The organism is Candidatus Bathyarchaeota archaeon (genome assembly GCA_018396705.1).
Lineage (GTDB): Archaea > Thermoproteota > Bathyarchaeia > Bathyarchaeales > Bathycorpusculaceae > DRVP01.
Map to the genome: position 1 here is coordinate 126,306 of JAGTQZ010000009.1, position 13,245 is coordinate 139,550.

General features: G+C 44.9%; 14 protein-coding genes, 1 tRNA gene and 1 other RNA gene. 7 read left to right on the top strand and 9 right to left on the bottom strand.

The window, feature by feature from the left end; all coding sequences use genetic code 11:
* Positions 1-2 precede the first annotated feature (2 nt).
* The 3 genes from KEJ24_08790 to KEJ24_08800 form a co-directional block, all read right to left on the bottom strand.
* The gene (locus KEJ24_08790; GenBank protein ID MBS7647916.1) at positions 3-269 is read right to left on the bottom strand and encodes a MoaD/ThiS family protein; all 267 of its coding nucleotides are present in this window, start codon (positions 267-269) and stop codon (positions 3-5) included.
* Positions 270-293: 24 nt separating this feature from the next.
* Positions 294-2,120, bottom strand: a complete 1,827-nt coding sequence (locus KEJ24_08795) for an aldehyde ferredoxin oxidoreductase family protein (GenBank protein ID MBS7647917.1) — start codon at positions 2,118-2,120, stop codon at positions 294-296.
* A gap of 144 nt (positions 2,121-2,264) precedes the next feature.
* Positions 2,265-2,339, bottom strand: a tRNA-Ala gene (locus KEJ24_08800).
* Positions 2,340-2,431: 92 nt separating this feature from the next.
* Here KEJ24_08800 and KEJ24_08805 point away from each other — a divergent pair.
* Together KEJ24_08805 and KEJ24_08810 are read left to right on the top strand one after the other, a co-directional pair.
* Entirely contained in the window at positions 2,432-2,866 is a 435-nt protein-coding gene (locus tag KEJ24_08805; GenBank protein ID MBS7647918.1) for a CBS domain-containing protein, read from the top strand.
* Positions 2,867-2,899: 33 nt separating this feature from the next.
* Positions 2,900-3,997: an mRNA surveillance protein pelota gene (locus tag KEJ24_08810; protein MBS7647919.1), complete on the top strand. Its 1,098-nt coding sequence runs from the start codon at positions 2,900-2,902 to the stop codon at positions 3,995-3,997.
* Here KEJ24_08810 and KEJ24_08815 read toward each other — a convergent pair.
* The gene (locus KEJ24_08815) at positions 3,983-4,690 is read right to left on the bottom strand and encodes a nucleotidyltransferase domain-containing protein (protein MBS7647920.1); all 708 of its coding nucleotides are present in this window, start codon (positions 4,688-4,690) and stop codon (positions 3,983-3,985) included. The genes KEJ24_08810 and KEJ24_08815 overlap by 15 nt on opposite strands.
* Positions 4,691-4,775: 85 nt before the next feature.
* Here KEJ24_08815 and KEJ24_08820 point away from each other — a divergent pair, with 85 nt between their 5' ends.
* Positions 4,776-5,729 (top strand): TIGR00269 family protein, encoded by a 954-nt coding sequence (locus KEJ24_08820; GenBank protein MBS7647921.1) that lies wholly within the window; start codon positions 4,776-4,778, stop codon positions 5,727-5,729.
* Positions 5,730-5,757: 28 nt separating this feature from the next.
* Positions 5,758-6,516: a ZIP family metal transporter gene (locus KEJ24_08825; protein ID MBS7647922.1), complete on the top strand. Its 759-nt coding sequence runs from the start codon at positions 5,758-5,760 to the stop codon at positions 6,514-6,516.
* Here the strand turns inward: KEJ24_08825 and KEJ24_08830 are convergent.
* Positions 6,494-6,703 carry a DUF1922 domain-containing protein gene (locus KEJ24_08830; protein MBS7647923.1) on the bottom strand — a complete coding sequence of 70 codons (210 nt, stop codon included), beginning with the start codon at positions 6,701-6,703 and terminating at the stop codon, positions 6,494-6,496. The genes KEJ24_08825 and KEJ24_08830 overlap by 23 nt on opposite strands.
* A 67-nt stretch (positions 6,704-6,770) precedes the next feature.
* On the opposite strand from KEJ24_08830, the gene KEJ24_08835 reads away from it, so the two are divergent.
* Entirely contained in the window at positions 6,771-7,136 is a 366-nt protein-coding gene (locus KEJ24_08835; protein MBS7647924.1) for a restriction endonuclease, read from the top strand.
* A 10-nt stretch (positions 7,137-7,146) separates the two neighbouring features.
* Here KEJ24_08835 and KEJ24_08840 read toward each other — a convergent pair whose 3' ends face one another.
* Positions 7,147-7,731, bottom strand: a complete 585-nt coding sequence (locus tag KEJ24_08840) for an adenylate kinase family protein (protein MBS7647925.1) — start codon at positions 7,729-7,731, stop codon at positions 7,147-7,149.
* A gap of 94 nt (positions 7,732-7,825) precedes the next feature.
* Here KEJ24_08840 and rnpB point away from each other — a divergent pair.
* Positions 7,826-8,130, top strand: an RNA gene (rnpB, locus tag KEJ24_08845) — RNase P RNA component.
* 188 nt (positions 8,131-8,318) lie between these two features.
* Here the strand turns inward: rnpB and KEJ24_08850 are convergent.
* The 3 genes from KEJ24_08850 to KEJ24_08860 all read right to left on the bottom strand — a co-directional run bounded on the left by KEJ24_08850 (position 8,319) and on the right by KEJ24_08860 (position 12,365).
* Complete coding sequence (locus KEJ24_08850; protein ID MBS7647926.1) at positions 8,319-10,775, bottom strand: hydrogenase iron-sulfur subunit; 2,457 nt, start codon at positions 10,773-10,775, stop codon at positions 8,319-8,321.
* 2 nt (positions 10,776-10,777) lie between these two features.
* Entirely contained in the window at positions 10,778-11,710 is a 933-nt protein-coding gene (locus tag KEJ24_08855; GenBank protein MBS7647927.1) for a 4Fe-4S dicluster domain-containing protein, read from the bottom strand.
* A gap of 94 nt (positions 11,711-11,804) precedes the next feature.
* On the bottom strand, positions 11,805-12,365 hold the full coding sequence (locus KEJ24_08860; protein MBS7647928.1) for a class I SAM-dependent methyltransferase: 561 nt from the start codon (positions 12,363-12,365) through the stop codon (positions 11,805-11,807).
* 42 nt (positions 12,366-12,407) lie between these two features.
* On the opposite strand from KEJ24_08860, the gene nucS reads away from it, so the two are divergent.
* Positions 12,408-13,217 (top strand): endonuclease NucS, encoded by an 810-nt coding sequence (gene nucS, locus KEJ24_08865; GenBank protein MBS7647929.1) that lies wholly within the window; start codon positions 12,408-12,410, stop codon positions 13,215-13,217.
* Positions 13,218-13,245: the final 28 nt, after the last annotated feature.

Sequence of the window (13,245 nt, forward strand, 5' to 3'; positions counted from 1 at the left end):
ATTCAGCCTCCGCCAACTATTGAGGCGATTACGACCTCGTCTAGGTCTTTTAGCTTTGCATGCAAACCTCCGATATGATCTATGCTTCTCCCGTTGATTAAAGCGATTATGCCTTCTTCACCTACATTGAATTTTATTCCCATTTCCGCTTCAATTTTGTCTAGAAGTCCCTTTAACGTTACCTCGACGTCGTTATCGAAATAAAACCAAATGTTCTTTACCTTAATTAGATCATAAGGTCGTCCGACGAACTTAACGAGAACCCTCATTTAATTCACCAAAAAAGAGGGGGGCTAGGATATTTCTAATTCAGCTAACTTCTCCTTAGTGGGTATGCCTTGTTCGTTCCATCCTCTGACTTTATAGTAATCTTTAAGAAGACGGTCAAGCTCGAACGTTTGGCCCTTTGCAGGATTTCTTGGATGCGGTTCCTTAAGAAGTCTTTCGGGCAAAGTATCATATTTGCCATCAACACCTTCCCTAACATTGAACATCCTCTCAAGGTTCCATATTCTTTCACCGACTGTCCAAAGATATTTTGGATCCTTAAAAGTTTCAATACCAGTAACCGCATATAATACTCTGCTATAGAATTTTGGATTAATCACGTCATGGTTTACTATAAGTTTGCAGAATACCGCAGTTTCACAAACTGCCATTTCGTCTTGCACATACTTGGTTAACTCCGCTTTTCCCTCAACTGTAAAGGGGTCAACCTTCTTAGGTACACCGAGTATTTCAAACTTATTCCAGCTTATTGCATGGCTGCCGCCTATTGTTCCAGTTACAAGACCGAGGCCTTGTCCTTTCATTGCTCGAGGATCGTAAGCCGGCATCTCTAATCCCTTAATGTGCATCGCGTATTTTTCAGCGCCTCGTCCAATGATCTCAGCAGCCCTTCTTACCCCTTCGGCCAATAAATTGCCTAGGTTTCCTATTCTAAGTGCTACGCGCCTTACAAGTTCTACTATAACTTCTGGCTTACCCCAACTTAAATCCAGTCCATCAGTTTCAGTTTTGTCTATAATACTTTTTTCACATAGTTCTATGGCGAAGGCTATTGCTACGCCAGTAGAGATTGTATCTAAACCATATAAATCACAGAGCATATTGGCATATGTTATGGCTTCTATGTTGTTAACTCCCGCAATCCCTCCAAGAGACCACTCAGTTTCAAGCTCGGGAAATTCCCATGCAATGCCCGCATATGGTCCATTAGTAATTCTGAAAATTTTTCCGCAACGCATCGCACATGCATAGCATCCTTTGTGCCCGATTATGTAACTTTCTAAAATCTCGGGTCTAAATCTTTCTATACCTTCCCATTCTCTTTGCTGGAAATTATAAGTCGGAAAATGGCCTGTAACATACCATACATAAGTACCGGTGTTTGTTCCTAGTCTTCTAAAATCTGCAGGCGGTACGGCTGGCCACTCCCGGTAAGCTTTCAATTGCTCGTTTACTGCCTCGTCTAGAGTACGTTCATCATAAACGTCAGGCCTCTTTGATCCTTTCACAACTATTGCTTTTAGGTTTTTTGAACCCATTACCGCTCCACCACCACCTCTGCCCGCGGTTCTTGTATCGTCAGTTACAATAGAGGAAAATTTGACAAGTTTTTCACCTGCAGGTCCTATCGTCACCATTCTTGCCTTCCTATCTGTTTCTTCTAGGAGAATGTCCCTCGTGGCCATCGTATTCAAGCCCCAAACCTTACTTGCATCCCTAAATTCCACGTTGTCGTCGTTTATCCATACATACGTTGATTTTTCTGATTTACCTCCCACGACTATGGCATCATAGCCTGCAAATTTGAGTTCAGCTCCGAAGCAGCCACCTCCAACGCTTCTGCAGTATATGCCAGTCAAAGGAGACTTAAACTGTGCAACCCATCGGGAAGCTGACTGAACCTTCGTGCCCGTTAACGGCCCCACAGAGATTACTAATTTATTTTCCGGACCCAGCGGATCGACACCAGCGGGCACTTCATCCCACAAAACTTTGATACCAAAACCTCGTCCACCAATAAAACGTCTAATTAGACTGTCCTTTAGAGGTTCCACGGTTGCACTCTTATTTTTTAGATTTATTCGAAGCATTTTTCCTCCATACCCGTACATCATTTTCCCTCAAACTGATTTTTCGTCAACTTTTCATAAATAATTTTCCCAAACGTTACCTTCTACACTTGGCAACCCACGTCTACGAGGCTCGGACTAGAAAATGTAACACACTCTAGGAAGCTAGACTCCTCAAAAAGGTGATGGACCGGGCGGGATTTGAACCCGCGACCTCAGCGATGCCAACGCTGCGATCATACCAGGCTGATCTACCGGCCCAAAGATTAAACGTTACACGTTTTCTATTAAGGGTTTTGCTGGAAGGTTTTAATAGTTTCTTGTTGATTTCAGTATTGTGGAGGTTGTTGAGTTTGGCTGGGATCCTCCTTGTCAGAGATGTTATGTCGAAGGATGTTCGTGTCGTGCGTCCCGATTCAAGTGTCAAAGAGGTTGTTGCTACAATAAACAAGTTTGACATTGGTTCGGTGGTGGTTGTTCAAGGTGATAGGCCTGTTGGAATAATAACAAAAAGGGATATTCTCAAGAGGGTTGTTGAGCCTTGTTTAGCTCCGGAAACTTTGACGGCAAGACAGATTATGACCAGCCCGGTGGTGACTATCAACGAAAACGCTAGCATCAACGAAGCCGCTAAGCTTATGGCTAAAAAACGCATTAAGAGGCTTCTGGTTTCAAGAAACAATGACGAGCTTGCCGGTATAATAACCTTCACGGACATTGTGACAAAGGTTCCAGATATGCTCAGCTTGTTGGAGGAGCTTGTACGGCCCCAGACCCGTAAATACTAGTTGGAATAGCCTTGGCTGTAGAGGAAACTTTCTTTGAAGATTCTGGAAATGAACTTGAGGAAGGGTTTTGTGAAGGTTATTCCAGAAACCTTTGACGATTTGTGGCATCTCTACAATATAATTTACAAGGGCGACGAGGTTTATGCTTACACTTCACGAGAAATAAAGCAGGACGAAAAATATGCAAGAACTAAACGGAGCGAAAGAGTTCCCGTTTTCCTTGGCGTGAAGGTGGAAAAAGTACTTTGGGATAAGCTTCTCGGAAGGCTTAGAGTTCATGGAACCATCTGTCAAGCACCTGAGACGGTTCCCATAGGCGCGCATCACACGTTAAACATCGTCTTAAACACACCAGTGACCATAGTCAAGGAAGAGTGGCCCCGTCACTACGTGGAGAGACTTGAAGCAGCCAAGAAAGTTTCTGAAAAACCAGTTATCATAGTTGCCATAGACGATGAATGCTACGTTGTGGCCACAACAACTCAATATGGAGTTGAAGTTAACGTTGAAGAGAGAACGAGACTTCCGGGAAAACTTGAAGCCGAAAAGAGAATCACAGCCCTAAAAGAGTTTTTCCAAAAAGCCCTAGAGAGTCTTCGCCAAACGTGGAGTGAAAACCATAACCCAATAGCCGTTATAGGTGTTGGTTTCATCAAAAATGACTTCGTAGATTTCGTTAGAAAAGAGGCTCCGGAAATAGCCAAATCCATTGTGGACGTTAAAAGCGTGAACAACAGCGGTGTTGCCGGAATTTATGAGGCTATAAGGTCTGGTGTTCTAGCCAAAACTATGAGGCACCTGCGTATCATAGAAGAGACGGAAGCCATTGAAGAAATCTTGAAGAGACTTGGAAAAAATGAAAAAACTGTAGCTTATGGATTGAAAGATGTGCATAAAGCCACCGACTTAGGAGCTGTTGAACTGCTTGTTTTGACTGACGCATTGCTGCGTGAATCGTCAGATGTAGAACGCTTATCCCTTGAACAACTAATGAAAAATGTGGAGGCCAAAGGCGGGAAAATTCTAGTTGTAAGCACAGAACACGAGGCTGGAGCAAAATTAACAGCCCTAGGCGGAATTGCTGCCATGTTAAGGTATGCGTTGCCCGCAAACAGCTTAAACGCTTTTTAATCTCCTCCGTACCGCCGGTTTTTCTTCCGCAAGCTTTTTTAGTGCTTGTTCAAAGGTTTCGCCTTCAGCCAGTTCGCGCTCAATGAAAACGCCTGTTCTACCAACTTCATCCCTTCTTAGGAGGGCGTGAACCCTGTCAAGAACTGTTTCCACAGATATTCCAAGAAGCTTTGCGATACGCTCTTCACATCCCAATATAGAGCTTTCCCTATGCCCTTCATCTGTTGGTTCAATAAGCATTAGGCGTTTGTCTACACCTGGAAAACGTAGTCCAGCCTTTAAGTCCTTTAAAGTAGCTTCTCCGCTGAATCGGTAGAATTCGCGTTCCACCCTGCGCATCTTCATAAGCGGAAAAGAAAGGCTGGTTTTTTCATCTATTTCAATATAGCCTTTCATGGCGTAGACTGGTGTAGCCTGCACTACAAGCCGCCTGTTAGCCGTTATGCCAGCCCTTTCAAGGGCTGCCTCCACAAGAAAGGATGATGGTTGGTTTGGTATGAAAACGTCTACGTCGCTTTTTTCTGTCACGTCTCCTCTGGCAATGCTGCCGTGAACGATGCATTCTATGTTGAAGCTTTCCAGCGCCTTCATAAGCCACATTGCTTTGGCCCTAAGTTCTTCAAGGAGCTTCCATCTTTTGCTTGTATATTTGACTTCATTGAACTCTAGGCGTCGCTGTGGTTTCTTAGCCAAGTGTTTTCACTTTCAGCATTGAGAAACCCTTATCACGTTTAAAAACCTTAAGCGTAAACAGCAACCTAAACAAGTGACATCGCTTATGAATAATACTGTCTGCACATTTTGCAAACGTAAGCAAGCCTTCTTCTATAGGCAGTACTCTGGCGAAATGCTTTGCAAGGGCTGTTTCGTTAAGTCCATCGAGGGCAGGGTTAGAGCCACCATAGCCAAATACAAAATGTTCGACTTCGACGATAGAATAGCCGTAGCGGTTTCAGGCGGCAAGGATAGCGTTAGTCTCCTACACATACTAGCAAAAATAGAACATGATTATCCAAAAGCCTCGCTGGTAGCTGTTTCAGTCGATGAAGGAATTGCCGGCTATAGAGATGAAGCTCTAAAAATTGCTTCAGAAAACTGCATAAAACTTGGAGTTGAGCATTATATAATTTCGTTTAAGGAGCTTTACGGCTTCACCCTTGATGAAATTGTTGAAAATATTAGAGTGAGCGGTAAAAAAGGGTTAACACCATGCGCTTACTGTGGAGTTTTAAGAAGAAAAGCATTGAACACCGTCGCGAGGAAAGTTGGGGCGGATAAGCTTGCAACCGCCCACACGTTAGACGATGAAGTTCAAACAGTGCTTCTAAACATGCTTCATGGTGATGTCATGCGCATAGCCAGAGAAAAACCGGTTACGGATGAAGTGCATCCAAAACTTGTTAGGCGTGTCAAGCCTTTCTGCGAAATCCCAGAGAAAGAAACTGCTCTATTTGCATATGTCAAAAGGATAAAGTTTCAAAGTATGCCATGTCCTTATGCCCAAGATGCGATGCGGAGCGACATCCGAATGTTTTTGAATAGGATGGAGGAAAAACATGCTGGGATAAAATATACGGTGTTTAGGGCTGCGGAGCGAATTAGACAAGTTTTGAAAAAGTCAGCTGGTGCTGAAGCCTTGAGAGAGTGTCGCGTTTGCGGAGAGCCAACAATACAGGAACTGTGCAAGGCTTGTGAAATGCTCAAAGAGTTAAAGCCTAAACCGATATCCTAATAAGGATACAGCTAAACCATAAGGCTTGATGATTGATTTAATAATCATTCTCACATCCGTGACGATTGTGAGTTTAATAGCCTTCGTGGGACTGATCTTCGCTGGAATGCGAGAGGAGAGGCTAAACCGCATAACAATGCTATTGGTTGGTTTTGCCTCCGGCACGTTAATTGGTGGAGCCTTCTTGCATCTGCTGCCGGAAGCCCTAACATCTGAAGGAGATGCGTCAACGGTATTCTTTTACGTAATAGCTGGCATAATCGTCTTTTTTGCCCTTGAAAAGTTCTTTTACTGGCGTCACTGTCACGAGAAAGAATGCCCAACTCACGCCTTTGTATATCTAAACCTTATTGGAGATGGAATCCATAACTTCATTGACGGAATGATAATTGCAGCCGCCTACTTTGTTTCCGCAGCGTCCGGCAGTTACCGGTTAGGCTTTGCCACAACTGTAGCTGTACTTCTCCATGAGATTCCGCAGGAATTAGGTGATTTCGGAGTGCTAATTTATGGAGGGTTAAGTCGCAAAAGGGCTTTGGCCTTCAATTTTGTTTCAGCTGTAACCGCTATAGTTGGCGCATTATTGACATATTTCTTGGCTTCTATGCAAAGCATAGAAACGTTTCTTGTCCCGTTTGCAGCAGGCGGTTTCATTTACATTGCTGCCACAGACCTAATGCCTGAATTACACAAAAAAGCCCATGCCCGGGAATCGCTAACCCAGTTCTTTCTAATTCTTCTCGGAATAGGGTTAATGGCTCTTCTCAAAATGGTTTTTGAACCCTAGCCTTCTTCTCTTTAATTCTGCGCAATAAAACCGAAGCTTCAGCAGCAGTTTTAGCCGCGGCCACCTTTTGGACTTTTTCCATCAATATTTTTGAACTGCAATATGGGCATGTTCTTGTCTTCTGATCTGTTTTGGCTAGCAGATACCCGCCACATTTGCTGCATACAACAACTACGTAACTTGTCATAAGCTTTTGCTCCGAAAACTTTTTCACAGTACAACTAGATAACGCTTAATGCCGCAAGAGGATGTCAATGAACGCTGAAAAAACAGAATCAAAAGAGCAATTTAACCTTAAAAACGCGGTGACCCAGTATTTTCTTAAAAAGGGCTACAAAGTGGAGGAAAACGTTAGCCTAGAAGGATACCGTGGAATCCAGAGAAACTTCGACTTAATAGTCCAGAAGGGACGCCTAACACAGTGCGTCTGGATAAGAGACTGGAAAAGAACTATAGGCATAAATGTTGTAATAAATCTTGACAAGGCCGCGGAAGAGGTTGGATTGCCGAATCCAATAATTGTTGGGGAACAGTTCAGTGACCACGCGAAAGCATACGCCAACAGGAGAAAAATAATGCTCTTAACCACTAGACAGGTTCTTCAAAGCCTAAAAACCTAAAAGCGCTTTTTCAAATTCGCAAATATTCTTCCAGAATTCCTTCCCGCTCCAGTTTGCCAAGCCAGTCCACAATTCCTATATAACATTGCCTAGAGCCATTCAAAATTTCGAGGATTTCCTCCACAACGTCCTCAACACTTTTGCCAGAAACGTCGATCTCGCATACTTTTTCACCATGAACCCTCAACGCGTCTATGAGGCAGACGTCTAAAATCTCTGCAGCTAAATTCTCCCAGAGCTTGCTGCCCGAAAAACCAGATTTTTCCATGAAACGCCGCAGCTCCACCGGGTCCCGTCTTAAAACAAAAACATGAGTTGTAAGCTTTTTGGGGACAACGCTTGCAGCATAATGCCCATCAATTACGATAGCTTGCTCCGGACTGTTTTTCACGATTCTGCCGATGATCTTCCTCATGCGTTGTTCATCCACAATCACGGTATTTCTTTTCTCGTCTCTGCCGAGAACAAGATTTTCCCTCATAGCCAAATCAGTTAAATTCACATATGAGGCGTTCAGTCTTTCAGCCAGTAAACGTGCCACGGAAGTCTTGCCTACACAAGGCGTACCAGTAACTAAAACAACTAGCCTACTCATGAAGTATCAACCGTCAAACAAATACATGCCACACATAAAATAAGCTTTCCAAAACATTTATGGTGCGCTTTCAATTCTAAAATATCTTGGGCTGGCGAGTTGGCGTGTGGCCTTCGGGCCGACTCTAATGGGGCCTGAGGAAACTCCGCCCACATGTAGAAGTGCAACGCCCGCAAGGGCGTAGGGCGAGAGCCCTGGCAACGGAGCAGAAACGAAACGTCCACCCAGCAAGTGCTAATGAGACATGCTAAGTTGTCGAAAATGCTGGGTGGAAACGGTGAAACGGCCGTCCTGCACGTGGAAAGGGCAAACAGCGCTGATGAGGAGTCTACCCAAAGCGCAGGTAGCCCGATTAGCCGAATGCCACATAAAACAGAAGGCGGGTTACAGCCAACACGCCAGCCCATTGATGCTGTAACCCGGACAGCTATAGCGCGGGTTTCACCAGTCACTTGCGTGCTTGTTTCTGATTTTTCGCCAAAATGGACTGCCGTAACTTGGACCCTTAGAGTTACCGCTTTAACTCTTAGAAGCATTTATTACTGGACTTAAAGAGAAGTTGGGTGAAAATGCAAAATGAATGGTGATTAACGTTTTTCTTTTCGTTTAAGCATGTTTTCTAGGATTGGCTTTAGTTTCTGGTTTTCTGCTTTTATGCGTTCTTTTCCTAGTGTTCGCATTTGTTCTGCCATTTCGCGTATTAGCTCTGCAAATTTTACGCCTTCCGCTGCTGAGATGTATTCTACACGGAACCGTTCTGGGCTTAAGCCTAGCTTGTGGAGCATGGGTGCCAAGGCATCCATTCTAGCTTTCATTTTCCAGTTTCCGCTGATATAGTGGCAGTCGTAGGGTAGGTGGCAAGCTGCCACAAGCACCATGCCCGCGCCCAGCCGGAATGCTTCGAGCACGAAGTCGCGATCAACTCTGCCGGAACACATAACACGTATTGGGCGGATGACGGGTGGATACTCAAAGCGACTTGTTCCAGCCAAGTCAGCGCCTGCATAACTACACCAGTTGCATAAGAAAGCCAAAATCTTGTCCTCTGGGTCTTTCTCTAAAGCTGCGCGAAGCTGCGCCAGTATCTGTGCATCGGTGAAGTGCATTTGTTGAATGGTGTCAGCTGGACATTCGGCGACACAAGTTCCGCAGCCGTGACACATGGCAGTTATAACTTGGGCTGGCTTTTTTTCTTCAGCTTTTATAGCGCCGTAGGGGCAACGCTCGGCACAAATGCCACATTTAGTCGCGACATTGCGGCATTTACTCGGGTCTACAACCGCGATGATGGGTTCAATCTTCCAAGTCTTCTTTGAAAGCACCGTTGCGGCTCTGGCTGCGGCGCCGCAGCCTTGCGAAACGCTGTATGGGATGTCTTTTGGTCCTTGACATGCTCCAGCCAAGAATATGCCATCTGTCGGCGCGTCTAAAGGTTTAAGCTTCGGGTGGCTCTCCATGAAAAAGCCGTCTGCACCTCTTGTCAAGTTTAGGATTCGGGCAATATCCTCCGTGCCCTTCTTGGGGATGGCGGCTGTCGCCAAAACAACCATTTCCACTTCTACTTCTATGGGCATGCCGAGATTTGCGTCCTCGGCGTGAATAATCAGGTTCTTGGTCTTCGGGTCTTCGAATATGCGGCTTACTCTGCCGCGAATGAAATTTACGCCCAGTTCGCGGGCACGTTGGTAAAACTCTTCAAAGCCTTTAAAGTTGGTTCTCATGTCCATGTAAAAAACGTAAACCTCAATGTCCTCTTTGTATTTCTCCTTAAGCTGAACCACGTGTTTAAGCGTGTACATACAGCAGAAGTTCGAACAGTAGGGGTACTTGTTTGTGTCCCTAGAGCCAACACATTGAATGAACGCCACGCTGTGAGGTTTCTGCCCGTCGGAGGCTCGCACAACCTTTCCGCCAGTTGGACCGGCTGCCAAAATCAGTCTCTCAAACTCTAAGGAGGTTATTACGTTTGTGTATTTTCCATAGCCATAGAGCTGATTGTCATAAGGCAGATAGATGTCGTAGCCCGTAGCTACAATTATGGCGCCCACTTCAAGCTCGATTTCTTCAGGTTTCTGGTCAAAATTTATGGCTTGCCTGGCGCCACACGCGTCTACACACTTGTAGCATTCAATACAGTAGTCGCGGTTAATCGTGTAAACAAGCGGTACTGCTTGATCGAAGGGCACGGATATAGCTTTTCTAGTGCCAAGTCCCATGTCCCACTCGTTTGGATACTCTATAGGGCAAACGTCCTTGCACTCACCGCAGCCAGTGCAGTTCTCGGCAATAACGTAACGCGGGTTCTTTCTAATGCGGACTTTAAAGTTGCCTATGAAACCGCTGACGCTAAGCAAATCTGCATACGAAATAATCTCTATGTTAGGATGTCTACCCACATCAACCATTTTTGGCCCTTCAATGCATATGGAACAGTCCAATGTTGGAAACGTTTTGTCCAACTGCGCCATGTGCCCGCCGATGCTTTCACTCTTTTCTAAAAGGTAGACTTTGAAGCCCATCTCAGCCAAGTCCAAGGCTGCGTTCATGCCAGCTATGCCTCCGCCAATAACTAGCGCCTTGTTGGTGACGGGCACCTCAATAGTTTGCAATGGCATCAGCAGTCTAGCCTTAGCCACAGCCATCTTGATAAGGTCTTTAGCTTTTTCAGTGGCTTCCTTAGGTGTGCTTGGGTGACACCATGAAGAAAACTCTCGGATGTTAGCCATCTCAAAAAGGTATGGGTTTAAGCCAACATCAGAAACTGTCCGCCTAAAAGTAACTTCATGCATGCGCGGTGAACATGCAGCCACCACAACACGATTAAGCCTATGCTCTCTAATGGCTTTTCGAATTTCCTCCTGACCTGGATCGGCGCACGTGTAGCGGTTGTCCTTCACGAAAACAACATCTGGAAGCGTCTTTGCATATTCGACGAGCTCTTTAATATCCAAGACACCGGCGATGTTCAAGCCGCAATGACATATGAAAACGCCTATGCGAAGTTCTTCAGGCTTGTTTTTAATTTGAGCTTGGCTTTCGACCATTTTTAGGACACCTTCCGAATGAACCTCTTTTCCACAGAGTTTAAAGCCCTAAGCGAACCTTTAGCCTTCAACTCTTTAGTCACTTCAAGAGGCGAAGCCAAACGCTCCAAGGCCTTGTTCCAAGCCCCAGAGCGGACAGGAGTATGCATAATTTTCGTCCTCTTTAGTTCCAGTGCCTCGTTTACGGGACAAACAACTTTGCATGTTCCGCAATAAACGCAGAAAGTCTCATTTACATGCACCTTCTTGTCAGCTTCAGAAAAGTAAAGTGCCCCAGTTACAGGGCAAACGTCCAAGCAGTCTCTACAGCCTTCCGGGCACTTTTCTGGATAAATGCGAATCACACCATGGAAGGCTTTCCGTACATGAAGTACACCTTCTGGACATTTAAACTCGCAGACACGGCAACATGGACAGTGCTCCTTGTCCACTTCAACGTTGGCCTTCAACCCTTCCTTTTCCTTCGCAGATAGATTGCCCACATCCATAACAGTTTTGCCATCCGGAGTCTGCCATGAAACCTTAATAAGGTTCAACGGACAAGCCTTCTCACATTCCACGCAACCCACCGGGCATTTGGCAGCATCCACCTGAATGTCGCGGACAAGAGTTGGAAAACTTTCCTTCTCCACCACATTTAGGACATGCTCGCCGTTAATGGTTACTTTTATGGCGCCATAGGGACATAGAATATCACATATCCCGCAGAAATTGCACTTTTCAAGGGTTATGTCAACCTTCGCCATTTGCGCTTTACCATCCGCACTTTTAGGTTGCTTTATAAGCTTGATAGCCTCCTTGGGGCATGCAAGGCTGCAGATTTCACATCCAACACAAAGCTTCCTGTTTAGGGTTAACCGGTAATTTTTGACATGTAAAATCCATTCCAATGTAAGGGTTTCAGCATCTTCTTTCTTCAAGATTTTTATGGGCAAGCAACACCACCGAAGCTTCAAGACATGAAGATTATAGCTTTAACATCTCACTTTCATATATATTTTAGGTATGCATCGTGCAAGTTTTTAATGTTTAACCTTTTACGCAAACGGCCACGTAGCACTTAAGTGCGTCGCTTTCATTCCTAATTTCAATCACTTTTAAATTAAACTTACGCAATAAAAACTCAAAAAAGGCCAAAGAAAACTTCTTTTTCAAACCTGTGACAACCAAGAAAGCGTTTTTGCGTGCAACCCTTTTAAGCTCGGCTAATGTTCTCTGTGGATCAGGCATGTTTTGCAGTAGTGTTACAGCAAACACATGGCTGAAAAAACAGTCTCGGAATGGCGCATAATCAGCATCAGCCAAGACCAAATACACGTTGCCAAACTTTTTGGTACGTTTTTTGGCTTCCTCCAGAACACTCTTTGAGATATCTAACCCCACAATCGCCTTAGCTTTCTCCGCCAAATATCCAAACAGCAAACCCGTTCCACAACCGCTGTCCAAGACTAGGCTGTCGCTGTCTATCCTAACTTTTTCAAGGGCTGTTTCGATTTTTGCTTTCTGTTCATCAGCGTATAATTCATCGTACGATCTCGCCATCAAATTGTAATGTTGCATGGTATCGCGCTTTTGATTCCACTCGCTCATACTAGATCTTCAGAAATTTTATGTAGAAAAAGCTTCTAAATTTTGTCGGCGGAAAATTTGTTAAATTACAAGCTCCCTACGGTTTCAGTCAACCCAAACATAAACGATGCAGAAAAAATCATTAGGGTAGCCTTATCCCAACATAAAACACTGCTAATTGTTGGAAACTGCTGGGTTCACTATCATGGAAGGGCTTCCTCAAAACTTGAGCCGGGCGAACGTATCCTTATCATAAAGGGGGACGGATCACTTCTCGTCCACCGTTCAGTCGGCTATGAACCAGTTAACTGGCAACCACCGGGCTGCATATTCCACACAAAAACAAGCGACAACATTTTGGAGATTCATGCATTCAGACAGAAGCCTCCTGAAACTGTTCAAGTGTTTTTTGACAAAGTTTACATGATTTCAGCTCTAAGCCTAAGAGATACAGGCGAATTCGCCCTCTATGCCAGCGAAGAGGACATGCAGAAAGCCATTCTCGCGGAGCCCTCACTTTTAGAAGAGGACTTTAAGCCCATAAGTTTCGAGAAGAAGGTGGAACCAGGATTCGTGGACGTTTACGGCGTAGATAAAAAGGGACGCCTCGTGGTTGTGGAGATTAAACGCAGAACAGCCGGGAAAGAGGCTGTCATGCAGCTTGCCAAATACATTGAGGCTGTTAAAACACGCACAAATCGTGAAGTGCGCGGAATCCTTGTAGCGCCAAACATTGCCAAAGACACGCGGAGGCTGCTGGAAACCCTCGGATTGGAATTTAAGGTTTTAAACCCGAAAAAGTGCGCGGAAATCCTGAAAAGGGCGGAAACAAAAGGACTTGAAGCCTATTTTAGGGAGGAAACCTCATCGTGATTAAAAGAATCGTCCCATTAGGTTTTGA